Genomic DNA, 25233 nt, shown 5'->3' with positions numbered 1-25233 from the left:
GTCTAAATATCGAAAATGAATATACTGACGTCGCAAAAAATATTACGGAATAGTTTAATTGCTTATTGGCTCATTCTTCCTGTTATCTTTTTCATGATTTTAGGAATTTATTCTGTACAGAGTGAACTGCCTTATAAAGAGATAATTACAGAAGTGCCAAGTCTTGCGGTTGCTTTCCTGGTCTGCTGTATTTTACTGATTATGGCTTTCATTCTTCACTCTATTTTTGCCATGAAAGAAGAGGCCAAAACGCTGAAAAGTTTTGTGCTGTTTGCGGTTATTCAACAGCTGATTACTTTAAACTTCATTGGCGCAGGGATTTCTTATCTTTATTACAGAATTATCCCAAAAGCTGAAAAAACTGATAAAATAAAAAGGGCTCCTTTAATTCTTGCCCTTGTAATTTTAGTGACTGTGTTATCGTTGCTGTCAGCGGTTCTGCTGCTCATTCAGACAATTAAATAAAAATATACGAAAGAGGAAAAAATGTTCGGACTTGGTAAAAACAAAAGCAAAAAAGAGAATGTAGACAATGGGCTGTATTCACCTGTGAAAGGTGATGTGATAAGCATTGATAAGGTCAGCGACCCTGTTTTCGCACAGAAAATGATGGGAGAGGGCTATGCTGTTGAGCCGGCGGACAATAAGATTTGTGCGCCTGTGTCTGGAACTGTCACCATGATGCAGGGACATGCGGTTGGTCTTGTCCGTGCGGACGGGTTGGAAGTGCTGCTTCATATCGGCCTTGATACTGTCTCGCTGAATGGCGCGCCGTTTTCTTTTAAGGTGAAGACTGGTGATGCTGTCAATGGCGGAGAAGAGATAGGCACAGCGGACTTCGCAGCTGTGGAGGCAGCAGGTCTTCAGAAGACAGTCGTTGTTGTTTTCACGAATACAGGCGACAAGCTTGAGCAGTTTACGGTAAATGAAACTCAGGCAGAAAGCGGCGAAAAAATCGGCGAAGCCGTGACAAAATAAGGGGGTATATGTTATAATTTTCTCATGGAGAATCTAAAAAAACAGGCCGGCGTCGAAGCCGCCAAATTTGTTCAGCCTGACATGATTGTGGGGCTGGGCACAGGTTCGACGGCGGCCTTTTTCGTGGAAGAAGTGGCGCGGCGTGTGCGTGAGGAAAATCTGAGAATCACGGCGGTCACGACTTCTGACGCAACGGCCGCACAGGCTGAGTTGCTGGGCATGACAATTTCTGCCTTTGACAGTGTGCCTTATGTGGATTTGACGGTTGACGGCGTGGATGAATTTGACCCGGCGCTCAATGGCATTAAGGGCGGCGGTGCGGCGCTTCTGATGGAGAAAATCGTCGCGGTCAATTCGCATGATATTATCTGGATTGCGGATGAGCGCAAACGTGTTCAGCAGCTGGGGGCTTTTCCTCTGCCGGTGGAGGTTGTCCAGTTCGGCGCAGGCCTGCTTTTTGAGAAATTTGAGAGAGCGGGTTATCATCCTAGCTGGCGGACTAGTTCTTCCGCCGGGAATCGTCTTGTCACCGATCAGGGCCATTTTATTATTGACCTTCATCTGAGGAAAATCACAGATGCCGGCAAGCTTGCGTTGTCGCTTGACCAGACGGTCGGCGTGGTGGAACATGGTCTTTTTCTGAATCTGGCCAAAAAGGTGATTTTGGCGGGACAGGACGGAATTGAGCTTATTTTTGACAATTCCTAAGCTTTCTGATATACTATATCACGGTACTTTTTACATTTGGATAACTACAGAAGAACGTTAAAAGTTGCCAAACTTCTAGTCAGAACTTGTTTTGAGCGAGCATATACTGACACACCAAATTGAAAAAAATGAAAGGATTGCTTTCCAATATTGTTTTTGCTCAACGGATTGCCGTAAATGATAAAGTAAAGCAGACAGAGTTAATGCCTACAATTAACCAACTTGTGCACAGCCCTCGTAAGTCAAAGGCTGTCAAATCAAAGTCTCCTGCCATGAATGTCGGCTACAACAGCCGCAAAAAGGTACAGACTAAACTTGCAAGCCCACAGAAACGCGGTGTTGCAACGCGTGTCGGAACTATGACACCTAAGAAGCCTAACTCAGCGCTTCGTAAATTCGCCCGTGTGCGTCTTTCGAACCTGATGGAGGTGACTGCTTATATCCCTGGTATCGGCCACAATCTGCAGGAACACAGCGTTGTGCTTCTTCGCGGCGGTCGTGTAAAGGATCTTCCTGGTGTACGTTATCATATCATCCGCGGTGCGCTTGATACTGCTGGTGTGACGGACCGTAAGCAGGGCCGTTCTAAATATGGCGCTAAGCGTCCAAAAGCTTAAGAAAGGAGATAAGATAAATGCGTAAAAATCGTGCCCCAAAACGTGAAGTTTTGGCAGATCCAGTTTATAATTCAGTTGTCGTGTCACGTCTTATCAACCGTCTCATGCTTGATGGTAAACGCGGCGTCGCTACAAACATTGTTTACGGTGCTTTTGAGCAGATTAAGGAAGCAACGGGCAACAACCCGCTTGAAGTCTTTGAGTCAGCAATGGAGAACATCATGCCGATGCTTGAAGTTCGCGCACGCCGTGTCGGCGGCTCAAACTATCAGGTCCCTGTTGAAGTGCGTCCAGAGCGTCGTACGACACTTGGCCTGCGCTGGCTGGTAACTATTGCCCGCAAGCGCGGTGAGCATACAATGCAGGATCGTCTTGCAAAAGAAATCATGGATGCAGCAAATAATACTGGTGCAGCTGTCAAGAAACGTGAAGATACTCACAAAATGGCAGAAGCTAACCGTGCCTTTGCTCACTTCCGCTGGTAAGACTTACTTTACCTGGTTGAGATTTGAAAAGATTTGAACTGAGCTGGGCGTAAGCTCAACTCAGTTTTTAACAAGATGTGAAGCACGCCCGCTATGAAGCGTAGAGATTTAGGAAATTGAGGTTCTGCCTGCAAGGCAGGTTCTCAATTTATCTAATCTCCTAGCTTCAGGCGTGCTGAACTCAGTTAAACAAGATGTGAAGCACATCCGCTATGAAGCGTAAGAATTTAGAAAATCGCGGTTCTGCCTGTAAGGCAGGTTCCGATTTGTCTAATTCTCTAGCTTCAGGCGTGCTGAACTCAGTTAAACAAGATGTGAAGCACGTCCGCTATGAAGCGTAAGAATTTAGAAAATCGCGGTTCTGCCTGTAAGGCAGGTTCCGATTTGTCTAATTCTCTAGCTTCAGACGTGCTGAACTCAGTTAAAATCACAAGGAGATAATAAACAAAATGGCCCGAGAATATTCCCTCGAAAACACTCGTAACATTGGTATCATGGCCCACGTCGACGCTGGTAAAACCACGACGACAGAGCGCGTGCTCTACCACACACATAAAATCCACAAAATCGGTGAAACCCATGACGGCGCTTCACAGATGGACTGGATGAAACAGGAGCAGGAGCGCGGTATTACCATCACTTCTGCCGCAACTACCGCCTACTGGAAAGGCAACCGCATCAACATTATCGACACGCCGGGACACGTGGACTTCACCATTGAAGTTCAGCGTTCACTCCGTGTTCTTGATGGTGCCGTAACTGTCCTTGATTCACAGGTCGGTGTTGAGCCTCAGACAGAAACTGTTTGGCGTCAGGCGACTGAATACAAGGTTCCGCGTATCGTCTTCTCAAACAAGATGGACAAGACAGGTGCAGACTACTTTAACTCAGTAGCTTCACTGCATGAGCGTCTTCAGGCAAATGCGCACCCGATTCAAATTCCAATCGGCTCTGAGGATAACTTGAGCGGCGGCATTGACCTCGTTGAGATGAAAGCTTGGCACTATGACGGTGCACCTGAGGAAAATGCTGTAGAAATTCCAATTCCGGATGATATGAAAGAATTGGCTGAAGAGTGGCGTGCTAAGCTGGTTGAAGCAGTTGCTGAAACTGACGACGAGCTGACAATGAAGTACCTCGAGGGTGAAGAAATCACCATTCCTGAGCTGAAAGCAGCCATTCGTAAAGCGACGATTGCAGCTGAATTCTTCCCGGTAATGGGTGGTTCTGCCTACAAGAATATGGGTGTTAAGGCAATGCTTGATGCAGTCCTTGACTACCTGCCTTCACCAGTGGACGTTCCAGCTATCAAAGGAATCAATCCTAAGACTGATAAAGAAGAAGAGCGTCATCCATCTGATGATGAGCCATTCTCAGCGATTGCCTTCAAGATTATGACTGACCCGTTTGTTGGACGTCTGACATTCTTCCGTGTGTATTCCGGTCATGCTGAGGCAGGTTCTTATGTTCTGAATGCTGAGACAGGCAAAAAAGAGCGTTTGGGCCGTATCGTGCTCATGCATGCCAATCACCGCGCTGAAATCAATGAAGTGTGGGCAGGTGATATCGCTGCTGCCATCGGATTCAAAGATACTAAAACCGGTGATACCATTTGTGACGAAAAAGCGCCAATCATCCTCGAGTCAATCGTCTTCCCTGACCCTGTCATCGAAATCGCCATTGAGCCTAAGTCTAAGGCTGACCAGGACAAGATGGGTACAGGCCTGCAGAAGCTGGCTGAAGAAGACCCTTCATTCCGCGTGTCAACGAACCAGGAAACTGGCGAGACGGTCATTGCCGGTATGGGCGAGCTTCACCTTGATGTCCTTGTCACGCGTTTGAAAGACGAGTTCGGGGTTGAGGCCAATGTTGGTGCACCTCAAGTATCTTACCGAGAGACTTTCCGTGCCCCTGTTACTCAAGCGCGCGGCTTCTTCAAGCGTCAGTCAGGTGGTAAAGGTCAATATGGTGACGTCTGGATTGAATATACACCGAATGAAGAAGGAAAAGGCTTCGAATTCGAAAATGCCATCGTTGGTGGTGTCGTTCCTCGTGAATACATTCCAGCTGTACAAAAAGGACTGGAAGAGTCCATGGCAAATGGTGTCCTTGCAGGTTATCCGCTGGTTGACATCAAAGCCAAGCTCTATGATGGTTCATACCATGAAGTCGATTCATCTGAAATGGCCTTCAAGGTTGCCGCTTCATTGTCATTGAGAGAAGCAGCTAAGCATGCAAATGCTGTTATCCTTGAGCCTATCATGAAAGTGACGATTACTGTGCCTGAAGAGTACATGGGCGATGCAATCGGCCACGTCAACTCACGTCGCGGTAGTGTTGAAGGTATGGAAGCTCTGGGCAAGACTCAAATCGTTCATGCCATGGTGCCTTTGTCAGAAATGTTCGGCTATGCCACGGTTATCCGTTCTGCAACTCAGGGCCGCGGTACGTTTATGATGGTGTTTGACCACTACTCAGATGTGCCTAAGGCTGTCCAAGAAGAAATTATCAAGAAAAACGGCGGAAATTCCTTAGCTGATTAATTGATACGAATAATGTGAAAATGTCCCAGAACTTGGGGCATTTTTCGAATTTTTAAATACTTAATGTGATTGTAATTTCTGGTGTGGGGCATTATTAACGTTAGAAAATGTCTCGAAAATGAGGCGCTTTCAGTGAAAATTTAATACGTTTCTGCGGCAATGTTCGGAATTTGAAACATTAATGTGCTATAATGGACATTAAGAGGTAAAATTAATGAAAAGAAGCGAACGTTTGGTGGATTTAACGAATTATCTTTTGGAAAATCCATTCCAGCTGCAAAAGTTGAATCAATTCACACAAAGATATTCGGCATCAAAATCAACAATTTCTGAGGATTTGGAGATTATCAGAGGAGTTTTCAAGGCGCGGGAAATCGGTGAACTTCGGACATATACCGGGACAACTGGCGGTATTTCGTTCATTCCGGACATTTCTGACACCAAGTCCAAGCGCTTGGCTCAGGAAATTGAAGAGCTGATGACCCACAATAATCGGATTCTGCCGGGCGGCTATCTTTACCTTTCGGACATTTTAGGTCATCCTGTAAACCTTCGGAAAATCGGGCAAATTCTGGCTCACGAGTTTATTGATAATCGGGTCGATGCTGTCATGACTATTGCCACCAAGGGAATTCCCATTGCACAAGCAGTGGCCGAGTGTCTATGTGTGCCTTTCATTGTGGCGAGGCGTGACCCTAAGGTCACAGAGGGAGCAACTATTGCAGTGAACTATATGTCAGGCTCCAGCGCCAAGGTGGAATCAATGGTGCTCTCAAAACGAGCTTTGTCAGCCGGTCAGCGAGTTCTAATCGTGGATGATTTCATGAAAGGCGGCGGGACTCTTAATGGTATGAAGAGTCTAGTGCAGGAAATGGACTGTCGCGTGGCGGGCGTGTCTGTGTTCATTGAGGGGCCTTTCCGCGGTGAGCGTCCGCTGGCGGACTACCGCTCGATGCTTCGGGTGGATGATATTGACTTGTCGGACCATACTATTACTGTTCGCTTGGGGAATATTTTTGACGAAAATAATTAAAGAAAAGCAGAGGCGCGCGACCTCTGCTTTTTAATCGGGAAGACAGGATTCGAACCTGCGACACCCTGGTCCCAAACCAGGTACTCTACCAAGCTGAGCTACTTCCCGTAGCTGATACTATTCAATTTTGAAACTGGAAATTTGCTCTGTGTACTTTGGAGGAGTACCTGCAAGGAGGAAAACTTCGTTTTCCTTATCCGCAGCCTCAAAGCAGTGCTTTGAGCTCTACCAAGCTGAGCTACTTCCCGTAGCTGATACTATTCAATTTTGAAACTGGAAATTTGCTTTGTGTACTTTGGAGGAGTACCTGCAAGGAGGAAAACTCCGTTTTCCTTATCCGCAGCCTCAAAGCAGTGCTTTGAGCTCTACCAAGCTGAGCTACTTCCCGTAGCTGATACTATTCAATTTTGAAACTGGAAATTTGCTCTGTACTCTTGACAAGAGTACCTGCAAGGAGGAAAACTTTGTTTTCCTTATCCGCAGCCTCAAAGCGGTGCTTTGAGCTCTACCAAGCTGAGCTAGCTTCCCCTAGCTGATACAACTAACCTGCTAACAAAGTAAAAAGCCGAAGGCTTTTGATTTGTCCTAAGAAAACAACAAGGAGGATTTGCTTCGCAAATCTTTTATAGAAACGGCTTCTTCTATATCTTTAGGAAGCCTACCAAAACCTGCCACTGGCAAGGAAGATTTGCTGCGCAAATCGTTATTAAACCTGGCTTCTTTTACATTTTTAGGAAGCCAGCATCAATGTCCGCAAGGACATTGATGCGCCCAGCAGGATTCGAACCTGCAACCGCTTGATTCGTAGTCAAGTACTCTATCCAGTTGAGCCATGGGCGCTTTTTGACAACAACTTATTGTAGCACAAGTATTTAAATTTAGCAACTGATAAATGACAGAGCAATTGACATTTGCATGAGAAGTGTCTCATAACTTGGCTTGTAAATTAATTGAAATATTTGACATTAGAAATTTACTGAAATTCTCGGCAGATTCTGCTATAATTGTCTATAGTTAAATTTTAGAATGAAAAGATGGAGGTTCCTGATGAAAGGAATTATTTTGGCGGGCGGTTCTGGGACTCGCCTTTACCCGTTGACGCGCGCTGCAAGCAAGCAGCTGATGCCGATTTACGATAAGCCGATGGTCTATTACCCCTTGTCAACCCTGATGCTGGCAGGAATCAAAGACATTCTGATTATTTCAACCCCGGAGGACACGCCGCGTTTCGAGGAACTGCTGGGCGACGGCTCCGAGCTAGGCATTAACCTCCAATACGCTGTTCAGCCTTCACCAGACGGCCTCGCACAAGCCTTTATCATCGGGGCTGACTTTATCGGCAAGGACAACGTGGCGCTGATTTTGGGGGACAATATTTATCATGGACCAGGCATGTCAAAACTCCTGCAGAAAGCAGCTGCCAAAGAAACGGGCGCAACTGTCTTCGGCTACCATGTCACTGACCCAGAGCGATTTGGCGTCGTCGAGTTTGACGAGAACATGAACGCCGTTTCAATTGAAGAAAAGCCTGAAGTTCCCAAGTCAAACTATGCCGTTACAGGCCTGTATTTCTACGATAACGACGTCGTAGACATCGCAAAGAACATCAAACCATCGCCTCGCGGCGAACTGGAAATCACGGACGTGAATAAGGCCTACCTGGAGCGCGGTGACTTGTCAGTTGAGCTCATGGGACGCGGATTTGCCTGGCTGGATACAGGTACACATGCTTCGCTTCTTGAAGCTGCACAGTATATCGAAACTGTTCAGCGCATGCAGAATGTCATGGTAGCTAACCTTGAAGAAATTGCCTGGCGCATGGGCTACATCACAGACGAAGATGTCTTCAAGCTGGCGCAGCCTTTGAAGAAAAACGATTATGGTCAGTACCTGCTGCGATTGATAAAAAAAGCTTAAGGTCTAAATTTTCACGACGGAAAAGCACTTGATAAACATTTAGAAAGAAAAGTTATGAAAAAATATTTACCATGGAACTCCATAACTTCAAAGAGAGATAAAATCGCAGAAGTTGTGATATTCGTCATTTCGATTGTAATTGCCCGCTTCGTGTCTGAACAAATCATTGGACAGGCTTGGCTGATGAGCTTTCTCCTTGGTCTCATCGTGCTTATCACAGTTGATTTAATACTTTCTTTTGCTTATGTTGTAATATCTGAAAAAATAGAAAGAGTTTGAAAGAAAAAAGAATGACAGAAGAATTTTTTGAAAAGCCGTTAGCCGCTCATCCAATCGCTGAAATCCCAGGCGTGATTAAGTTTGACATCCCCGTACACGGCGACAATCGCGGCTGGTTTAAGGAAAATTTTCAGAAAGAAAAAATGCTCCCGCTTGGCTTTCCTGAGAGCTTCTTTGCAGCAGATAAACTGCAGAATAACATCAGTTTCAGCAAGAAAAATGTCTTGCGGGGACTTCATGCTGAGCCCTGGGACAAATATATTTCGATAGCGGACGCAGGCCGCGTTTTAGGCGCATGGGTCGACTTACGCGAAGGCGAGAGCTTCGGCCATGTTTACCAGGCTATCATTGACGCAAGCGTCGGCATGTACATCCCCAAGGGTGTCGCCAACGGCTTTCAGGTTCTCAGCGACACTGTTTCATACAGCTACCTGGTCAACGATTACTGGGCTTTGGAGCTGAAACCGAAGTACGCTTTCGTGAATTATGCTGACCCGGCGCTCGGCATTCAGTGGGAAAACCTGGCCGAAGCTGAAGTTTCTGAGGCGGATAAGAATCATCCGCTGTTGAAGGACGTTGCGGCTTTGCACGAGGATATTTCTTAATAATGCCTACCATCGTTATGTGGTGAATCTCTCTAAGCCTGCAAAAGTTTTGAGCTTAGAAGAAAGGTTTCAGGAAAATGGATTATGAAAAATTCTTTGTTTCGCTTTCCCGGCAAATTCCGCATATTTCCAGAATTGTTCTATTCGGCAGTCGAGCTCGAGGCGATTTCAACGAGAAATCAGATTTTGACATTGCGATATATGGCGGGCTGAATTTTCAGGATAAGCTGTTGATTCGTGATAAAATTGAAGAATGGCATTTTGTTTATAAAGTTGATTTGGTTTTCATGAATGAGTTGACGGATGATGAAATGCGGTCAAACATCGAGAAAGATGGAATTGTAATTGTGAATAAGGTCCAGCAGAAAACAGCGAATTATGCAAATGCTCTGAAGCGGCTGAATGAGGCGCTATCAGTAGAACCGGCGGATGATATCGTGCTGGATGCAATTATTCAGCGCTTTGAGTTTACGGTGGAGCTGGCCTGGAAGACGATGCGGGCCGTCTTGCTTGATGAGGGGGTTGCGCAGGATGAGCTGATGAGTCCCAAGCAAGTGGTGCGCAGCGCTTTTCAGGCGGATTTGATTTCAGCTGGAGAGGTTTGGTTTGCAATGCTGGAGGCGCGGAATATCACAAGTCATGTGTACGATTTGGCACAAGCCGAGAAAATTGTTGACGAAATCAGAGCGACTTTCATTACTGAACTTGAAAAATTAGAGAAAAAATTGGAGAAATAAACAAAAATGGAATCACCATACAAAAATATCGTCGTGACCGGCGGCGCAGGCTTTATCGGCTCGAATTTTGTACACTATGTCTACAATAACTTCCCGGACGTGCATGTCACGGTGCTGGACAAGCTGACTTATGCGGGCAATGTCAATAATATCAACATGCTGTTCGACAGCGGCCGTGTGGAGCTGGTGGTCGGCGATATCGCGGACCCTGAAATCGTGGACCAGGTTTTCGCCAAGGCGGATGCGGTGGTGCATTATGCGGCGGAAAGCCATAATGATAATAGTTTGAAGTCGCAGGATGAGTTTATCCATACGAATTTTATCGGCACTTATACGTTGATTCAGGCAGCGCGTAAATATGACTTGCGTTTCCATCATGTCTCGACCGATGAAGTCTACGGTGATTTACCTTATCGTGAAGACCTGCCAGGACACGGAGAAGGGCCAGGTGAGAAGTTCACCGACCATACACCATATAATCCGTCAAGCCCTTATAGCTCGACGAAAGCGGCTTCTGACTTAATCGTGCGTGCATGGGTGCGGTCTTTCGGGCTCAAAGCTACGATTTCGAACTGCTCCAATAACTACGGACCTTTCCAGCACATCGAGAAGTTCATTCCGCGCCAGATTACGAACATTCTTTCTGGCATCAAGCCCAAGCTCTACGGCGACGGCAAGAACGTGCGCGACTGGATTCACACGGAGGATCACAGCTCTGGCGTATGGACCATCCTGACAAAGGGACGTATCGGCGAGACTTATCTTATCGGTGCCGACGGCGAGAAGAACAACAAGGAAGTGCTTGAGGACATTCTGACGCGCATGGGCAAGGACAAAGACGACTATGACCGTGTGACAGACCGCGCAGGGCATGATTTGCGCTATGCGATTGACAATACGAAACTGCGCACAGAGCTCGGCTGGACGCCGAAGCATACGGACTTTGAGAGCGGACTGCAGGCGACGATTGACTGGTACCGGGATAATGAGGACTGGTGGAAGGCTGAAAAGGCTGCGGTTGAGGCGAAATATGCTGAGACGCAGAAGATTTTAGACAAATAAGTTGAAATAATCGCTCTGCAAAAGTGAATTTGAATGAAAAGGAGACGCATCATGTTTGAAAAAGCAAAAGAAGAACTTGATAAAGGAATGCCGCTGATTAGTTATATCAAGAAGAACTACGGCTTTGACTCAGTTGCTGAGTTTGAGGCTTATGTGGCAGAGCTCAAGGAAAAAGCAGAGAAATACGATTCTCTGACGAAAGAAGGAAAGAAATGATTTTAATCACAGGCGGAAACGGCCAGCTGGGTACTGAACTGCGTCACTTGCTGGATGAACGCGGTGTCGAATATTTTGCGGCAGATGTGGCAGAACTGGATATTACGGACAAGGTCAGTGTTGATGCTTTTTTCGACAAAAACAAGCCGACTGTCGTTTATAACTGTGCGGCTTATACGGCTGTGGACAAGGAAGAAGACGAAGGCAAGGTGCTGGGCGAGAAAATCAACGTGGACGGAACGCGCAACATCGCTGAGGCCTGTGCTCGGGTCGGCGCGACGATGGTGCAGATTTCCACAGACTATGTTTTCGGAGGCTTCCTGCCGGTTGGACAAGAATGGAACGAAGACGGCGAAGAGAAGCACCCTGTCAGTGAATACGGCCGCACGAAGGATTTAGGCGAGCAGGCGATTGAAGCGTCTGGCGCGAAGTTCTACATTATCCGCACGGCTTGGCTTTTCGGCTCTTATGGCCCGAATTTTGTCTTTACCATGCAGAAACTGGCCGAGACGCACGCGGAAATCACGGTGGTCAGTGACCAGCACGGTCGTCCGACTTGGAGCCGCACTTTGGCTGAATTCATGGTACATCTGGTCGACACGGACGCAGCACCAGGCTTTTATCACTTGACAAATGATGCGGCGCCAGGTGAAGACGTGACCTGGTTTGACTTTGCGACGGAAATCCTTAAAGACACAGACACGGTTGTGAAACCGGTCAGCTCAGAGAATTTTGCGGCGAAAGCCAAACGTCCCTTCAACTCGACCATGTCGCTCAAAAAGGCGAAGGCTACAGGCTTTGAAATCCCAAGCTGGCAGGATGCGCTGCATCAGATGCTGGCTGTCGGTGATTTACGCCCCAATAAGGACATGGAAAAAGGTACATTGAGAAAGTAAAACATTGAAAAAGATTTTGCTCATTATCCCAGCTTTTAACGAATCTGAAGGCATCGTCGCGGTTATCCGGAAGGTCGATGCTTTTCGTGCGAAATGGGCAAATATGAACAAAGGCCGCCAGCTCGACTACATCGTCATCAATGACGGCTCCACAGACAATTCTGAAGAGGTTCTTTTGGCCAATGACATCAAGCATATTGAGCTGATTCAGAATCTGGGCATTGGCGGCGCGGTTCAAACGGGTTATAAGTACGCGCTGGAAAATGATTATGATGTGGCTTGTCAGTTCGACGGCGATGGACAGCATGAGATTGAGTCTCTGCCAGCCCTCGTGAATCCGATTCTGGCAGGGGAGGTTGATTTTGCTGTAGGCTCGAGATTTGTTGAGGGGAGTCCGTCGGAGTTTACTTCATCGGCAGCGCGTCAAATCGGCATCGGAATACTTTCAGCGGTCTTGAAATTTGTTTCCAAACTAACAATAAAAGATATTACGAGCGGCTATCGGGCCGGCAACCGCAAAGTCATTGAAATCTTTGCCCGTGACTATCCCAGACGTTATCCGGAGCCGGAGTCTTATATCGCGCTCAAGGAGAAGAAGTTGCGCGTGAAGGAGTTCGGTGTTAAAATGTATGAACGGAGGTTCGGTAAATCGAGCATTGATTTTCGGGCCGGGTTCTCCTATATGTACAGTGTGTTGCTGACGCTGTTGATTGTCGGCTTGGCCGAGAGAAAATAAAAAGAACTGGAGCTGCTTGAGATGCCATTTCAACTGAGAATTCTAGCGATTATAATTGCAGTCTTATTTGCGGGCTACATCTTCTTTTTGGTGCGTCGCAGCCGCTCGGATGTGCTGCGCCAGCGGAAGTGGATTTTCCTGTCGCTGGTCATGATTCTGGGCTCGGTTTTCTCGGATTTCGGCTGGAAAGTGGCGAGACTTTTAGGCTTCACGACTTATTCGACTTTTACGATTTATATTATTATTGTCATTATTCTGCTTTTCATTTTCAGGATGGAGCTGTCGCTGATTGTGGCGGAGAAGCAGGTTAAGGAGCTGATTCAGGAAGTTTCGATTTTGAAAGAGAAGGTTGCTGAGAATACGGGAGAGCGCGCAGCTGAGCATAAACACAGTGAAAAGGGAGAAAACAGTGGAAGAATTGAAAATTGATGTGCTTTTTCCTTTTTACGGCAATGTTGAGCTCATGAAAATCGCTGTCCAGTCGGTGCTTGACCAGACCTACACGGATTGGGCGCTGAAGGTTTTTGACGATGGAAATCCGGGAAAAGAAACGGCCGAATTTTTTGAAGAAATTTGCAAAAAAGATGCGCGCGTTCAGTACACGCGAAATGAAGTCAATCTAGGCGCCAATAAAAACTATGAAAAAGCGCTGGAAAGTGCGACTGCGCCCTACTTTGTCATGATGGGTGCAGATGACAAAATGCATCCGGATTTTCTGCAGCGTTTCGTTGAGGTCCGCCAGTCCTATGGAACCTTGGAAATGTATCAGCCCATGGTTGACATCATTGACGAGCAAGGCACGACCTATTTGCCGATGTCTGACCGTGTTAAGCGTCAAATTATGCCGACGCGGGCCGGCCTTTATGCGGGTGAGCTTATTGCCGAGTCCTATATTTCCGGCTGGCACTATTTCCCCTCAATTATCTGGAGCACCAAAGCAGCGCAGCAGTTCGGCTTTGACGAAAAATACAATATCGTGCAGGATGTCAACCTTGGCGTAAAAATCCTGCAGCGCGGCGGCTCTCTTTATTTTGATAAAAATCACACAACCTTTTCTTATCGGCGCCATCTTGCATCCGACTCCATGCAAGCAGCCCTTGACGGTCGGCGTTTTCAGGAAGAAAAAAACTTTTTTGTCGCCAAAGAAGCCGAGTTTCGTCAGTTGGGCTGGAATCGGGCGGCCAAGAAAGCAAAGAACCACTACTATTCAAGAATGCATGCGCTATTCCTGGTTCCCCTGGCTCTTCGGACAGATAAGAAACAAGCGAGGCAGCTTTTCAGACATGTGTTGAATCGGGATTAACTGATTTTTGAGAAAATATAAGAATCTTGTCTAAAAACAGGATTTTTTTGTAAAATAACCGTTAAAAAATATTCATTTACGCGTTATTCTGGTAAAATTTAAGAGAGAAAAATAAAAAGAAAAGGCGGAAATAAAATGACAAAAATAGGATTTATCGGCACAGGCGTGATGGGCGCTGCGATGGCAGGACACTTGCTGGATGCAGGCCATGAGCTTTACGTGAACAACCGCACCCGTTCTAAAACAGACAAACTCGTTGCAAAAGGCGCAGTTTGGTGTGAGACAGCAAAAAAAGTCGCAGAATCAGCAGACATTATCTTCTCAATCGTCGGATTTCCCAAAGATGTGCGGGAAATTTACTTCGGTGAAAATGGCATCCTAGCGGCTGCCGGCCTAGCTGGGAAAATCCTTGTAGACCAGACAACCAGCGAACCCGCTCTTGCAAGAGAAATACATGCAGCGGCGGAAAAATTGGGGGCCGCTGCGCTTGATGCACCCGTATCAGGCGGGGACCTCGGCGCCAAAAACGCCACACTGACGATTATGGTCGGCGGAGATGAAGCTGTTTACGAAAAAGTACTCCCGCTCTTTGAAATCGAAGGCAAAACCATCGCCCGCCAAGGCGAAGCAGGCGCCGGTCAGCACGCGAAGATGGCGAACCAAATTGCCATTGCCGGCACAATGACAGCCATGACGGAGTTTCTGGTCTATGCCGATGCCGCAGGTCTAGACCTGGACAAAATGCTTGAAACAGTCAGCGGCGGTTCCGCAGCGAGCTGGTCATTGACGAACTATACACCGCGTGTGCTTCGGGAAGATTTTACGCCGGGATTTTTTGTCAAACACTTTATCAAAGACTTGCGAATTGCGCTTGAAGAAGCCGAGAAAATGAAAATTGAACTTCCCGCCACCGCTCAAGCTAAGAAACTCTATGATATGCTGGCCGAGAAAGGCTTTGAGAACGACGGAACCCAGGCGCTGATTAAATTATACTGGCCTGAGGGTAAACGTCCTGAGAAGAGGTAAGAACGCTCTTGAGAGAGTACAAAAAAGTGAGCCGTGACTCACTTTTTGTTTATCTTTATTACATTTCTTCCGGTGCCTGAACATTAAGCAGACGAAGTGCTTCTTTAAGAACCACGGCTACTGCATAAATCAGAGTTAAGCGGCTGTCTTTTTCAGCGTTGTCATCAAGGATGCGAACCTGCGCATAGTAGCGGTTAAAGGCCTGCGCTAGAGAGATTGCATATTTTGCAACAATAGAAGGCTCATATTTATCAGCTGCGCGCTTGACTGTAGCTGGAAAGTCCTGCATGAGCTTGACAAGCTCCCAGTGCTCATTGCCGGCGAATTGAACATCATATTCAGCGTTAGGGTCGTAGCCTGCCTTGCGCAGAATCGACTGGATACGAGCGTAGGCATATTGGACATAAGGACCGGTTTCGCCCTCAAAGGAGACCATTTCTTCAAGATTGAAGTCATAGCCGTTCATGCGGTCCGTTTTGAGGTCGTAGAAAGTGACAGCGCCGATGCCGACTTGATGTGCGACTTTTTCCTTGTTCGGCAGCTCCGGATTTTTATCATTAATCATTTTGAGCGCGCGGTCAACCGCTTCGTCGAGCGCCATTTCGAGCTTCACAACGTGGCCCTTACGGGTGGAGAATTTCTTCCCGCCCTGCGTCACCATGCCGAAAGGAATGTGCGTCATATCGTCGGACCAGTCATAGCCAGCCTCTTTGAGCACGGCCTTGAGCTGTTTGAAGTGGTTAATCTGCTCGGCACCGACAACATAGAGCGATTTGACGAAATCAAAAGTCTGCTTACGGTAAACGGCAGTCGCCAAGTCACGAGTAATGTACAAAGTTGCACCATCTGTCTTTTTAATCAGAGCCGGATTAAGATTGTATTTATCAAGGTCAACCACTAAAGCGCCGCGGGACTCATGTAACAGTCCCTTCTTTTCAAGGTCGTCAGCAATAGCATCCATTTTATCAGAATAGAAACTTTCCCCAGTGAAGAAGTCGAAAGTCACGCCCAGCTTGTCATAAATACGGTTGAATTCAAGCAGCGACACGTCAGAGAACCATTTCCAGATACGCAGCGCTTCCTCATCACCCTGCTCCATCTTGAGGAACCAGGCACGTCCTTCTTCGTCAACAGCCGGGTCTTCCTTGGCTTCGGCATTGATTTGGACATAGAGCTTCAAGAGCTCGTCAATCGGATTGGCTGTGATAGTGGCTTCGTCACCGTATTTCTTGTAGGCAGTAATCAAAAGGCCGAACTGCTTGCCCCAGTCACCTAAATGGTTGATTTTGACCGTGTTATAGTCAAGTTTTTGATAAAGGCGGGAAATGGACTCGCCCAGCACAGTTGAACGCAAATGGCCGATAGAGAATGGCTTGGCAATATTCGGCGCCGACATATCAATTGTCACGTTGCGCTTATGGCCAAGCTCCTCAGAGCCATAGCTGCTGCCGGATTTGACGATTTCAGAAATAACGGCTGCTGTCGTACCAGACTTACTGACAAAGAAGTTGACATAAGGACCAGTTGCTTCAACCTTATCAAAACCGGCAGAATCAATCTTTCCGGCCAGTTCCTTGGCAATTTCCACTGGGGATTTATGAAGCTCTTTCGCGAGTGAAAAAGCCGGAAAGGCAATATCACCCTGTTCGATTTTTTTAGGCTTTTCAAGTAAGGCAAAAATTTGCTCGGCATTTAAGCTGTCATTCAGCGCTTTAGCAAGGTTTTCGGCCGCAATTTTTTTTTCATTCATTATTATTTCAAATTCCTCCGATTTTTCGCCTTATTATAGCATATTTATGCTATAATATTGCATATGAAGAAGGGCCATTTGTCTCAAGAAGATAGAAGAAAGCTTATTACAGCTATTATCAGTGATCGTCCAATCGCCACGCAGGCAGGGTTGGCGGCTGAGTTGGAGAAACGGGGTGTTTCTGTCACACAGGCTACTTTGTCGCGCGACATGCGTGAGCTGGGTTTGGCCAAGTTTCGGAACAACGATGGTATTTTTTATGCAATTTTCAATCAGCAGCAGAATACCTCGAATTTTACCACGGTCTATCGCCAGTTCATTCGCTCAGTTAACAGCGTCATGTTCATGATTGTCTGCCACACACGCCTGGGTGAAGCGGCTTTGCTGGCTAATGAATTTGACACAGCAAACCGGCCGGAAGTGCTAGGTACAATTGCCGGAGCTGACACACTTCTGCTGGTTTGTGAAAGTGTGAAGTCAGCCGATTCACTGGTAGAAGAAATCCGCGATGCCATCAAATGAGCTGTCAAAGCTAGCGAGCAGCCTGACCAAACTGATGCGAGAACTTGACTACGTTCAAGCTTTTCAAAAAGCAGAAGTTTTACTGCGGGAAGACAAAGCCCTTTGGGCCGATTATGAAAAAATGAAAGACTTGCAGAAAGAAGCCGTGCTCTATAATAAGCTCGGGAAATCTCAAGCATTCAAAGAAACCGCACAGACCGCGCAAAAAATTGAAAAACAACTGAAAAATAACCTTCTGGTTCAGGATTATTCTACTCGGATGGAGGATGTCAATGATTTACTGCAGTATGTGACAGGAGAAGTTGAGCGGAAAGTCAATGAGCTGTTGTAAAAAAAATAAGGGATCGGTGCGGGCACCGATTTTAATTTATGCTATAATTGAGGACAAAAATACATCCAAAGAAAGGTGAAAAAGATGGCGCAAGAACGCAATGAAATAGCAGAAGAGCTGCACTGGGACCTGACGACGATTTATCCGACGGATGAAGACTGGGAGGCTGCTCTGGAGGCCGTGACAACTGATATAGAAGCGGCCGCGGCATTCACTGGTCATTTGCTGGATTCGGCCGAGAGTTTCCTTGAAATCACTTTGAAGCAGCTGGAATTGGCGCAAAAACTTGAGCGGATTTATGTCTATGCTTCCATGAAAAACGATCAGGACACTCGTGTCGCGAAATATCAGGAGTTTCGGGCAAAAGCTTCTGCTTTGTACGTAAAGTTTTCTGAGACTTTCGCTTTCTACGTACCTGAATTCATGGGGCTGACTGCTGAAATGCTGTCAGAATTTGAGGCAAAGGTGCCGCAGTTGACAGAATTCTCCCATTATTTTGAGGGGTTATTTGCCAAAAAAGCCCATGTTTTAAGCCAAAAAGAGGAGAAATTGCTCGCTCAGGCGGGTGAGATTTTCGCGGCGCCATCGGAAACTTTTGAGGTTTTTGACAATGCTGATATAGAGCTTCCGGTCATTCAGGACGAAAATGGCCAAGAAGTACAGCTGACGCATGGCAATTATGTCTCGTTCTTGGAATGCAAGGACCGCGCGGTTAGAGAGGCTGCCTACCAGGCGCTTTACGGTCACTATGCGCAGTACCAGCATACTTATGCGAAGACGCTGCAGACGAATGTTAAGGTTCATAATTTCAATGCCAGTGCGCATAATTATAAGTCGGCGCGCGAGGCGGCTTTGTCTGAGAATTTTGTGCCGGAAGAGGTTTATGATGTGCTGGTTGAGGCTGTAGACAGGCATTTACCGCTGCTGCACCGCTATATTGCGCTGCGCAGGCAGATTCTTGATTTGCCGGATTTGAAAATGTCTGATATTTATATGCCGCTGTCGCAGACGGACTACAAGTTTGACTATGAGGCGGCTGTGCAAAAGGCGCAGGAAGTTTTATCTGTCTTCGGGGATGACTACTCCGCGAGGGTAAAGCGAGCTTTTGATGAGCGCTGGATTGATGTTGAAGAGAACAATGGCAAGCGCTCGGGCGCATATTCCGGCGGTGCTTATGATACAAACGCTTTTATGCTGCTGAACTGGCAGGGAAATCTGGACGCTCTGTTTACGCTGGTGCATGAAATGGGGCACAGTATGCACAGTACTTTCACACGTGAAAATCAGCCTTACGTTTATGGCGATTATCCGATTTTCCTGGCGGAGATTGCATCAACCACCAACGAGAACATTTTGACAGACACGCTGCTGGATCAGGAGAAAGACGACAAGACCCGCTTTGCCATTCTCAATAACTGGCTGGATGGTTTCAAAGGCACGGTTTATCGTCAGACGCAGTTTGCTGAGTTTGAGCATAAGATTCATGAGGCTGATGCACAAGGTGAAGTTTTGACGAGTGAATTCATGAATCAGCTCTATGGCGATTTGAACGAGAAGTACTATGGTCTGGCGAGCGCTGAAAATCCTGAGATTCAGTATGAGTGGGCCCGGATTCCGCATTTTTACTACAATTACTACGTCTTCCAGTACTCGACCGGCTTTGCGGCGGCAAGTTATCTGGCCGAGAAAATTGTCCACGGCACAGCGCAGGACCGCGAGGCTTATCTGGACTATCTTAAGGCCGGTTCGTCCGATTATCCGCTGAATGTCATTGCGAAAGCAGGTGTAGACATGACCAAGCCGGATTATTTAGACGCAGCCTTTGAGCTCTTTGAGAAACGCCTGACAGAGCTTGAAAGCCTAGTTGCAAAAGGAGCTTACCTCTAATGATGCTTGAAACCTATGCTGGACGCGCGAATCCGATGATGCATCGTCCAGTCGTCAAGGATGAGGTGCTTAACTTCATGCGGAGCCGGCAAAGTCAGCTGAGTGGAAACTTGGCTGAAATTCAGCGCTTTGCGGCTGAAAACAACATCCCCGTCATTCCGCAGGAAACCGTGGTCTATTTTCAGTTTATGCTCTCAAGCCTGCAGCCCCGGAAAATCCTGGAAATCGGCACAGCCATCGGCTTTTCGACCTTGTTATTCGCAGAAACCTGTCCTGAGGCAGAAATCACCACGCTTGAGCGTTACGAAGAAATGCTGGTTTTTGCGCGTGATAATTTTGGAAAATTTGACCAGCGTCAGCAGATTAAACTCATCGAGGGCGATGCCGCAGAAATTCTGCCAGAGCTTGAAGACCAGCATTATGATTTCATTTTCATGGACTCAGCAAAGACGCAGTATGTCAAGTTTCTTCCCTACCTGCTGAAAAACCTGGGAGAAAATGCTATTCTCGCCATTGACGACGTTTTCCAGGCTGGGGATATCACCAGACCCGTGTCAGAACTGCCCCGCCGCCAGCGCAACATCACCAAAGGTTTAAATGCTTTGTTTGACGCAGTTTACGCCGACGAAAACCTGCAGTCCACTTTACTTCCGTTAGGAGACGGCCTCTTGCTTATCAAGTGCAAAAAATCAGGGCCTATGATATAATATAGAAAGCTAAATGCGTGCGTGAACGCTAGAACGCGATTCAAAGGAGAAGAACTTGAAGCTTAAAAAAATAATTCTGGCAGCAGCAGTTGGACTTTCACTGTTTGCTTTGACTGCTTGTACAAGCTCAAAAGGAAATATTGATAAAAATGTTGTGACCATGAAAGGCGACACCATTAGAGAGGGGGATGTTTATGATGAGGCGATTAAATATCCTACAGTAGGTATCTCTCAATTGGTTCAGAACATGACTTTCAGCAAGATTTTTGAAGAAGACTTAGGCAAGACTGTAACAACAAAAGAAGTGACTGCCGAGTTTGACAAAACAAAGACTCAATATGGTGACAACCTGGACACTTACTTGCAGCAGCAGGGCTTGACTCAAGATACCTACAAAGAAACAATTCGCTTGAATCTGCTGCAGAAAGCTGCGATTGACAAAGATATCAAGGCGACGCAGTACACCGATGACGCAATCAAAGCTGCTTGGGCAACTTATTATCCCGAAGTTGATACATACGTCTACAGCTCGGCCTCAAAAGATGAAGCTCAGAAAATACATGATCAGGCAGCCAGCGACTTTGACGGATTTAAGAAAACCGCTGATTCTTCAGGTTACGAGCAGAAATTTGACAGCTCAAATACCTCACTTCCGCAAGAAGTGAGAGATGCCGCTGTCAAGCTGACTGACGGACAGAGCTCCGACGTTATTACGTCTCAGGATGAGTCGACAAGCACACCGATGTACTATTTTGTCTACATGATTAAGAATCCTGGAAAAAATGATGCTGATATGTCAAAATATAAAAAGCAGATTGAAAATTACATCAAAGTGACAAAAGAGAATGACTCAACTTATACTGCAGGCGTCATCAAAGGTTATCTGACTAAACACAATGTCACTGTTAAAGAAAAGGCTTTGAGCAATATCTTCTCAAGCTTTACCGCTACTAATTAATTCTGTGAACTGGAAAGTATTTGACTTTTAGAGAGCTGATGCTTGGTGAAAATCAGCAGTCAAATGTGCCTTACAATTGAACCAAAGCAATAAGACGACTCTGTCGTGAATGAGGGTGGTACCGCGTCATTAACGCCCCTCACTTTACGGCGGAGTCTGTTCATTTTTTGAAGTAAAATCGCTTCTGTGACTCTCGCGGCGCGAATACTATTATTTATTTTATATAAGGAAAACAATGAAGAAACTGACCTCTGCTGAAACCCGCCAAATGTTCCTGGACTTCTTCAAGTCCAAGAGCCATGCGGTGGAACCCTCACAATCACTTGTGCCTGTCAATGACCCGACGCTGCTGTGGATTAATTCCGGCGTTGCTACGCTGAAAAAATACTTCGACGGCTCGGTTGTGCCTGAAAATCCGCGTATTACCAATGCGCAGAAGGCAATTCGTACCAACGACATTGAGAATGTCGGCAAAACTGCCCGTCATCACACGATGTTCGAGATGCTGGGTAATTTCTCTATCGGCGATTATTTCCGAAAGGAAGCCATTGCCTATGCCTGGGAAATGCTGACTTCGCCTGACTGGTTTGACTTTCCGGGGGATAAGCTCTACGTGACTTATTATCCGGACGATAAGGACACATATAAGCGCTGGATTGAGGTCGGGCTGGCTGAAGACCATCTGGTGCCGATTGAGGACAACTTCTGGGAAATCGGCGCAGGCCCTTCAGGTCCTGACACGGAAATCTTTTTTGACCGCGGTGAGGCGTTTGACCCGGAAAATGTCGGCTTGAAGCTTCTGGCAGAAGATATTGAAAATGACCGCTACATCGAGATTTATAATATCGTGCTGTCGCAGTTCAACGCCGACCCGGCGGTGCCACGCTCGGAGTACAAGGAGCTGCCGCAGAAGAATATTGATACGGGCATGGGTCTGGAGCGCATGGTCTGCATCATTCAGGGCGGACATACCAATTTTGACACTGACCTTTTCCTGCCTATCATCCGTGAAATTGAGAGGCTGTCCGGCAGGTCTTACGACCCGACAGGCGATAATATGAGCTTCAAGGTCATTGCGGACCATATTCGGGCGCTGGCTTTTGCCATCGGAGATGGCGCATTGCCCGGAAACGAGGGCCGCGGTTATGTGCTGCGCCGTCTGCTTCGTCGTGCGGTCATGCATGGCAAACGTCTGGGCATTCAGGGGAAGTTTTTGAGCAAACTTGTGCCGATTGTCGGGAAAATCATGCAGAGCTTTTATCCGGAGATTCTTGAGAAGGCCGATTATATCAGCCAAATCGTCGAGCGTGAGGAGGAGACTTTCCTGCGCACGATTGATGCCGGCAGTAAAATGCTGGACGGGCTCCTGACCAAGCTCGAGGACGAAGGCAAGACAGAGGTTGAAGGGGCTGACATTTTCCGCCTTTATGATACATATGGCTTCCCGGTTGAGTTGACCGAGGAAATCGCGGCGGATGCTGGTTTCGGGATTGACCATGCTGGCTTTGAGGCCGAAATGAAGCAGCAGCAGGAGCGGGCGCGTGCCGCAGTCGTCAAAGGCGGCTCCATGGGCGCGCAGAACGAGACGCTGCAGTCGATTAAAGACGAATCAGAGTTCCTATATGAAACATCCCAGGCCGACGGCAAACTGCTGGTCATTGTTCAAAATGATGCCAAGCTTGACAAAGCCACGGGCGAAGCGCAGCTGGTCTTCAGCCAGACGCCGTTTTATGCCGAGATGGGCGGACAAGTGGCCGACCACGGGGTCATTAAAGACATGGCCGGAAACGTGGTCGCGACAGTGAGCGATGTGCAGCACGCGCCGAATAAGCAGAATCTGCACAAAGTCAATATCGTCGAAGAAATGTTTGTCGGCGAGACTTACAGACTCGAGATTGACGAAGTCCGCCGCAATGAGGTCATGAAAAACCATACCGCTACTCACCTGCTCCACGCGGCTTTACACAATATCGTAGGCCAGCACGCACTGCAGGCCGGCTCGCTCAACGAGACTGAATTCCTGCGCTTTGACTTCAGCCATTTCGCGCCCGTTACTAAGGACGAGCTCAATGAAATCGAGCGCCAGGTCAATGAGGAAATCTGGAAAGATACGCCAGTGACAACGATTGAGACCGATGTCGAAACCGGCAAGAAAATGGGCGCAGCCGCACTCTTTGGAGAAAAATATGGCAAGACAGTACGCGTGGTCAGCATCGGCGACTACTCTGTTGAGCTTTGCGGCGGCACACATGTTAAGCGCACCTCAGAAATTGGCCTCTTCAAGATTATGAAAGAAGAAGGAATCGGCTCCGGCGTCCGTCGTATCTTTGCAGTGACAGGTCAGAAAGCCTATGAAGCCTTTAAGGAGCAGGAAAACCTCCTGCTTGAAGCGGCCGCAAGTCTGAAAGCGCCGCAGCCGGCTCAAGTGCCGGTGAAAATTGGCGCAGTCCAGGAAGAACTCCGCGCCGCACAGAAAGAAAACGAGAAGCTGTCTGCCCAGCTCGCCTCAGCCCAATCCGCTGAGATTTTCGCAAATGTGCAGACCGCCTCAGCGCATCGTTTCATTGCAGCCGAAGTAAAAGCCGGCTCAGCCAATGACTTGAGACAACTGGCTGATATCTGGAAACAGAAGAAGTCGTCAGATGTGCTGGTGCTTGCTGCGTCGCTCCCTGAGGGCAAAGTCAGTCTGCTGGTGGCTTCAGCTGTCAGTGATAAGAAAGCGGGTGACTTAGTCAAAGCTCTGGCGCCGTTTGTTGACGGCCGCGGCGGCGGGAAGCCTGATTTGGCGATGGCCGGTGGTACGAAGGCGGCGGGGATTCCTGATTTGCTGGCTCATGTGGCTGAAAATCTTTAAATTATAACAGATGAAGCCTTGCATTTGACAAGGCCTACTCAGAAATGCGTAAATTGGTTAAAAAGATTGTTGCGTCAGCTTTCATCAAGCCAAAACTCGCACTCCAATGCAAATAAAATAATATTTGAGAAAAAGATAACTTGAAATTGTCAGAAAAAATTGCGATTCTCATTCCTGCTTACAACGAAGAACAAACAATCACCAAAGTGATTGCTGATTTTCAGCGTGTCCTCCCAGAAGCCGAGATTTACGTTTATGACAACAATTCAAAAGACAAAACCAGTGAACTCGCGCGTGAAGCAGGCGCACAAGTCGTTTTTGAGCCCCGTCAGGGCAAAGGAAACGTTGTGCGTTCGATGTTTCGCGACATCAACGCCGATTATTACATCATGGTGGACGCCGATGACACCTATCCTGCTGCAGAGGTTGGCAGGCTTTTGGAGCCGCTGCGCTCCGGTCTGGCAGATATGACGATAGGCGACCGCCTTTCGAACGGGACTTACTCAAGCGAAAATAAACGGACTTTTCATAACTTAGGAAATAATCTGGTGAAAAGTTTGATTAATAGCCTGTATAAAGGTCATTATCAGGATATCATGACGGGCTATCGAGGTTTCAATCGACTTTTCGTGAAGTCTTTCCCAGTCCTGTCACCAGGTTTTGAAATTGAAACTGAACTGTCCATTCACGCGATGGACAAGCGTTTTAAGCTGGTCGAAGTTCCGATTTCCTATCAGGACCGTCCTGAAGGCTCAGAGTCGAAGCTCAACACCTACTCTGATGGTGTGAAAGTTCTAGCAACGATTTTTAGGCTCTTCAAAGATTACAAACCAATGCGCTTTTTTGGCATCTTGTCTATGATTTTCTTTATTATTGGTCTTCTTGTCGGAGTTCCGGTATTGGTTGAATTTGCGCGAACTCAGTTCATTACCCATGTCCCGCTGGCAATGCTGGCAGTAGGTCTGATGATTCTCGCAGCACTCTTCTTAATTTCCGGGCTGATTCTTGACACGATTGTCCGGCAAAGCCGAATGTCTTATGAGCTTTATATTTATCAAATAATGGAGCTGGAGCGAAAATAGT

The 25233-nt window shown here is 47.2% G+C and carries 27 protein-coding genes and 2 tRNA genes; 26 read left to right on the top strand and 3 right to left on the bottom strand.

The genetic code is table 11. The annotated features are described in order from the left end of the window. Nucleotides 1-93 precede the first annotated feature (93 nt). From ACYQ2E_RS07060 to purR, 8 genes are all read left to right on the top strand, one after another. Nucleotides 94-465 carry a hypothetical protein gene (locus tag ACYQ2E_RS07060; protein WP_460017365.1) on the top strand — a complete coding sequence of 124 codons (372 nt, stop codon included), beginning with the start codon at nucleotides 94-96 and terminating at the stop codon, nucleotides 463-465. Between the two features lie 21 nt (nucleotides 466-486). After that, nucleotides 487-978 (top strand): PTS sugar transporter subunit IIA, encoded by a 492-nt coding sequence (locus ACYQ2E_RS07055; RefSeq protein WP_460017364.1) that lies wholly within the window; start codon nucleotides 487-489, stop codon nucleotides 976-978. Between the two features lie 24 nt (nucleotides 979-1002). Then, nucleotides 1003-1686 (top strand): ribose-5-phosphate isomerase RpiA, encoded by a 684-nt coding sequence (gene rpiA, locus ACYQ2E_RS07050; RefSeq protein WP_460017363.1) that lies wholly within the window; start codon nucleotides 1003-1005, stop codon nucleotides 1684-1686. A 203-nt stretch (nucleotides 1687-1889) separates the two neighbouring features. Further along, nucleotides 1890-2303, top strand: coding sequence for a 30S ribosomal protein S12 (gene rpsL, locus ACYQ2E_RS07045; RefSeq protein ID WP_460017362.1), 414 nt, complete (start codon nucleotides 1890-1892; stop codon nucleotides 2301-2303). A gap of 17 nt (nucleotides 2304-2320) precedes the next feature. Then, nucleotides 2321-2788, top strand: coding sequence for a 30S ribosomal protein S7 (gene rpsG / locus ACYQ2E_RS07040; RefSeq protein WP_460017361.1), 468 nt, complete (start codon nucleotides 2321-2323; stop codon nucleotides 2786-2788). A gap of 212 nt (nucleotides 2789-3000) precedes the next feature. Then, nucleotides 3001-3129, top strand: a complete 129-nt coding sequence (locus ACYQ2E_RS07035) for a hypothetical protein (protein ID WP_460017360.1) — start codon at nucleotides 3001-3003, stop codon at nucleotides 3127-3129. Nucleotides 3130-3237: 108 nt separating this feature from the next. Then, a complete protein-coding gene (fusA, locus tag ACYQ2E_RS07030; RefSeq protein WP_460017359.1) occupies nucleotides 3238-5331 on the top strand; it encodes an elongation factor G in 2094 nt (697 codons plus the stop codon). Nucleotides 5332-5545: 214 nt separating this feature from the next. Then, nucleotides 5546-6364 carry a pur operon repressor gene (gene purR, locus ACYQ2E_RS07025; protein ID WP_460017358.1) on the top strand — a complete coding sequence of 273 codons (819 nt, stop codon included), beginning with the start codon at nucleotides 5546-5548 and terminating at the stop codon, nucleotides 6362-6364. A 34-nt stretch (nucleotides 6365-6398) separates the two neighbouring features. Here purR and ACYQ2E_RS07020 read toward each other — a convergent pair. Further along, a tRNA-Pro gene (locus ACYQ2E_RS07020) sits at nucleotides 6399-6472 on the bottom strand. A gap of 658 nt (nucleotides 6473-7130) precedes the next feature. Then, nucleotides 7131-7204: transfer RNA gene (locus ACYQ2E_RS07015), tRNA-Arg, on the bottom strand. Nucleotides 7205-7411: 207 nt separating this feature from the next. Between ACYQ2E_RS07015 and rfbA the strand changes: the two genes are divergently transcribed. The 11 genes from rfbA (at nucleotide 7412) to ACYQ2E_RS06960 (ending at nucleotide 15141) form a co-directional block, all read left to right on the top strand. Then, the gene (rfbA, locus tag ACYQ2E_RS07010) at nucleotides 7412-8281 is read left to right on the top strand and encodes a glucose-1-phosphate thymidylyltransferase RfbA (protein ID WP_460017357.1); all 870 of its coding nucleotides are present in this window, start codon (nucleotides 7412-7414) and stop codon (nucleotides 8279-8281) included. 54 nt (nucleotides 8282-8335) lie between these two features. After that, entirely contained in the window at nucleotides 8336-8560 is a 225-nt protein-coding gene (locus tag ACYQ2E_RS07005; protein ID WP_460017356.1) for a hypothetical protein, read from the top strand. Between the two features lie 11 nt (nucleotides 8561-8571). Beyond that, nucleotides 8572-9165 (top strand): dTDP-4-dehydrorhamnose 3,5-epimerase family protein, encoded by a 594-nt coding sequence (locus ACYQ2E_RS07000; protein ID WP_460017355.1) that lies wholly within the window; start codon nucleotides 8572-8574, stop codon nucleotides 9163-9165. A gap of 77 nt (nucleotides 9166-9242) precedes the next feature. Further along, the gene (locus ACYQ2E_RS06995) at nucleotides 9243-9902 is read left to right on the top strand and encodes an HI0074 family nucleotidyltransferase substrate-binding subunit (protein ID WP_460017354.1); all 660 of its coding nucleotides are present in this window, start codon (nucleotides 9243-9245) and stop codon (nucleotides 9900-9902) included. A gap of 6 nt (nucleotides 9903-9908) precedes the next feature. Continuing rightward, entirely contained in the window at nucleotides 9909-10964 is a 1056-nt protein-coding gene (gene rfbB / locus ACYQ2E_RS06990; RefSeq protein WP_460017353.1) for a dTDP-glucose 4,6-dehydratase, read from the top strand. A 51-nt stretch (nucleotides 10965-11015) separates the two neighbouring features. Next, a complete protein-coding gene (locus ACYQ2E_RS06985; RefSeq protein ID WP_460017352.1) occupies nucleotides 11016-11180 on the top strand; it encodes a hypothetical protein in 165 nt (54 codons plus the stop codon). Then, nucleotides 11177-12076, top strand: coding sequence for a dTDP-4-dehydrorhamnose reductase (rfbD, locus tag ACYQ2E_RS06980; protein WP_460017351.1), 900 nt, complete (start codon nucleotides 11177-11179; stop codon nucleotides 12074-12076). Before ACYQ2E_RS06985 ends, rfbD begins: the two co-directional genes overlap by 4 nt. 4 nt (nucleotides 12077-12080) lie before the next feature. Beyond that, entirely contained in the window at nucleotides 12081-12812 is a 732-nt protein-coding gene (locus ACYQ2E_RS06975) for a glycosyltransferase family 2 protein (protein ID WP_460017350.1), read from the top strand. Nucleotides 12813-12833: 21 nt separating this feature from the next. Continuing rightward, the gene (locus tag ACYQ2E_RS06970) at nucleotides 12834-13241 is read left to right on the top strand and encodes a DUF2304 domain-containing protein (RefSeq protein WP_460017349.1); all 408 of its coding nucleotides are present in this window, start codon (nucleotides 12834-12836) and stop codon (nucleotides 13239-13241) included. Further along, a complete protein-coding gene (locus tag ACYQ2E_RS06965; RefSeq protein ID WP_460017348.1) occupies nucleotides 13222-14115 on the top strand; it encodes a glycosyltransferase family 2 protein in 894 nt (297 codons plus the stop codon). The genes ACYQ2E_RS06970 and ACYQ2E_RS06965 overlap by 20 nt, the downstream gene beginning before the upstream one ends. A gap of 135 nt (nucleotides 14116-14250) precedes the next feature. Further along, entirely contained in the window at nucleotides 14251-15141 is an 891-nt protein-coding gene (locus ACYQ2E_RS06960; protein ID WP_460017347.1) for an NAD(P)-dependent oxidoreductase, read from the top strand. Nucleotides 15142-15199: 58 nt separating this feature from the next. On the opposite strand, the gene argS is transcribed toward ACYQ2E_RS06960, so the two are convergent. Then, complete coding sequence (argS, locus tag ACYQ2E_RS06955) at nucleotides 15200-16891, bottom strand: arginine--tRNA ligase (protein ID WP_460017346.1); 1692 nt, start codon at nucleotides 16889-16891, stop codon at nucleotides 15200-15202. Between the two features lie 63 nt (nucleotides 16892-16954). Here argS and argR point away from each other — a divergent pair, with 63 nt between their 5' ends. The 7 genes from argR (at nucleotide 16955) to ACYQ2E_RS06920 (ending at nucleotide 25232) form a co-directional block, all read left to right on the top strand. Further along, on the top strand, nucleotides 16955-17413 hold the full coding sequence (gene argR, locus ACYQ2E_RS06950; protein ID WP_460017345.1) for an arginine repressor: 459 nt from the start codon (nucleotides 16955-16957) through the stop codon (nucleotides 17411-17413). Further along, the gene (locus ACYQ2E_RS06945) at nucleotides 17400-17744 is read left to right on the top strand and encodes a YlbF family regulator (RefSeq protein WP_460017344.1); all 345 of its coding nucleotides are present in this window, start codon (nucleotides 17400-17402) and stop codon (nucleotides 17742-17744) included. The genes argR and ACYQ2E_RS06945 overlap by 14 nt, the downstream gene beginning before the upstream one ends. A gap of 84 nt (nucleotides 17745-17828) precedes the next feature. Beyond that, entirely contained in the window at nucleotides 17829-19631 is a 1803-nt protein-coding gene (gene pepF, locus ACYQ2E_RS06940) for an oligoendopeptidase F (protein WP_460017343.1), read from the top strand. Between the two features lie 2 nt (nucleotides 19632-19633). Further along, nucleotides 19634-20338: an O-methyltransferase gene (locus tag ACYQ2E_RS06935; RefSeq protein ID WP_460017366.1), complete on the top strand. Its 705-nt coding sequence runs from the start codon at nucleotides 19634-19636 to the stop codon at nucleotides 20336-20338. A 55-nt stretch (nucleotides 20339-20393) separates the two neighbouring features. Further along, on the top strand, nucleotides 20394-21296 hold the full coding sequence (locus ACYQ2E_RS06930; protein ID WP_460017342.1) for a peptidylprolyl isomerase PrsA: 903 nt from the start codon (nucleotides 20394-20396) through the stop codon (nucleotides 21294-21296). Between the two features lie 235 nt (nucleotides 21297-21531). After that, nucleotides 21532-24150 (top strand): alanine--tRNA ligase, encoded by a 2619-nt coding sequence (alaS, locus tag ACYQ2E_RS06925; RefSeq protein ID WP_460017341.1) that lies wholly within the window; start codon nucleotides 21532-21534, stop codon nucleotides 24148-24150. A 146-nt stretch (nucleotides 24151-24296) separates the two neighbouring features. Continuing rightward, complete coding sequence (locus tag ACYQ2E_RS06920) at nucleotides 24297-25232, top strand: glycosyltransferase family 2 protein (protein WP_460017340.1); 936 nt, start codon at nucleotides 24297-24299, stop codon at nucleotides 25230-25232. Nucleotide 25233 lies beyond the last annotated feature (1 nt).

The sequence above is a fragment of the Lactovum odontotermitis genome (assembly GCF_054658595.1).
This window is presented reverse-complemented; position numbering and strand designations above follow the sequence as displayed.

What these genes read in the sequence shown, in the direction of transcription:
- ACYQ2E_RS07060 (WP_460017365.1), top strand. Translation starts at nt 94, where the DNA reads ATGATTTTAGGAATTTATTCTGTACAGAGTGAACTGCCTTATAAAGAG.
- ACYQ2E_RS07055 (WP_460017364.1), top strand. Translation starts at nt 487, where the DNA reads ATGTTCGGACTTGGTAAAAACAAAAGCAAAAAAGAGAATGTAGACAAT.
- rpiA (WP_460017363.1), top strand. Translation starts at nt 1,003, where the DNA reads ATGGAGAATCTAAAAAAACAGGCCGGCGTCGAAGCCGCCAAATTTGTT.
- rpsL (WP_460017362.1), top strand. Translation starts at nt 1,890, where the DNA reads ATGCCTACAATTAACCAACTTGTGCACAGCCCTCGTAAGTCAAAGGCT.
- rpsG (WP_460017361.1), top strand. Translation starts at nt 2,321, where the DNA reads ATGCGTAAAAATCGTGCCCCAAAACGTGAAGTTTTGGCAGATCCAGTT.
- ACYQ2E_RS07035 (WP_460017360.1), top strand. Translation starts at nt 3,001, where the DNA reads ATGAAGCGTAAGAATTTAGAAAATCGCGGTTCTGCCTGTAAGGCAGGT.
- fusA (WP_460017359.1), top strand. Translation starts at nt 3,238, where the DNA reads ATGGCCCGAGAATATTCCCTCGAAAACACTCGTAACATTGGTATCATG.
- purR (WP_460017358.1), top strand. Translation starts at nt 5,546, where the DNA reads ATGAAAAGAAGCGAACGTTTGGTGGATTTAACGAATTATCTTTTGGAA.
- rfbA (WP_460017357.1), top strand. Translation starts at nt 7,412, where the DNA reads ATGAAAGGAATTATTTTGGCGGGCGGTTCTGGGACTCGCCTTTACCCG.
- ACYQ2E_RS07005 (WP_460017356.1), top strand. Translation starts at nt 8,336, where the DNA reads ATGAAAAAATATTTACCATGGAACTCCATAACTTCAAAGAGAGATAAA.
- ACYQ2E_RS07000 (WP_460017355.1), top strand. Translation starts at nt 8,572, where the DNA reads ATGACAGAAGAATTTTTTGAAAAGCCGTTAGCCGCTCATCCAATCGCT.
- ACYQ2E_RS06995 (WP_460017354.1), top strand. Translation starts at nt 9,243, where the DNA reads ATGGATTATGAAAAATTCTTTGTTTCGCTTTCCCGGCAAATTCCGCAT.
- rfbB (WP_460017353.1), top strand. Translation starts at nt 9,909, where the DNA reads ATGGAATCACCATACAAAAATATCGTCGTGACCGGCGGCGCAGGCTTT.
- ACYQ2E_RS06985 (WP_460017352.1), top strand. Translation starts at nt 11,016, where the DNA reads ATGTTTGAAAAAGCAAAAGAAGAACTTGATAAAGGAATGCCGCTGATT.
- rfbD (WP_460017351.1), top strand. Translation starts at nt 11,177, where the DNA reads ATGATTTTAATCACAGGCGGAAACGGCCAGCTGGGTACTGAACTGCGT.
- ACYQ2E_RS06970 (WP_460017349.1), top strand. Translation starts at nt 12,834, where the DNA reads ATGCCATTTCAACTGAGAATTCTAGCGATTATAATTGCAGTCTTATTT.
- ACYQ2E_RS06960 (WP_460017347.1), top strand. Translation starts at nt 14,251, where the DNA reads ATGACAAAAATAGGATTTATCGGCACAGGCGTGATGGGCGCTGCGATG.
- argS (WP_460017346.1), bottom strand. Translation starts at nt 16,891, where the DNA reads ATGAATGAAAAAAAAATTGCGGCCGAAAACCTTGCTAAAGCGCTGAAT.
- argR (WP_460017345.1), top strand. Translation starts at nt 16,955, where the DNA reads ATGAAGAAGGGCCATTTGTCTCAAGAAGATAGAAGAAAGCTTATTACA.
- ACYQ2E_RS06945 (WP_460017344.1), top strand. Translation starts at nt 17,400, where the DNA reads ATGCCATCAAATGAGCTGTCAAAGCTAGCGAGCAGCCTGACCAAACTG.
- pepF (WP_460017343.1), top strand. Translation starts at nt 17,829, where the DNA reads ATGGCGCAAGAACGCAATGAAATAGCAGAAGAGCTGCACTGGGACCTG.
- ACYQ2E_RS06935 (WP_460017366.1), top strand. Translation starts at nt 19,634, where the DNA reads ATGCTTGAAACCTATGCTGGACGCGCGAATCCGATGATGCATCGTCCA.
- alaS (WP_460017341.1), top strand. Translation starts at nt 21,532, where the DNA reads ATGAAGAAACTGACCTCTGCTGAAACCCGCCAAATGTTCCTGGACTTC.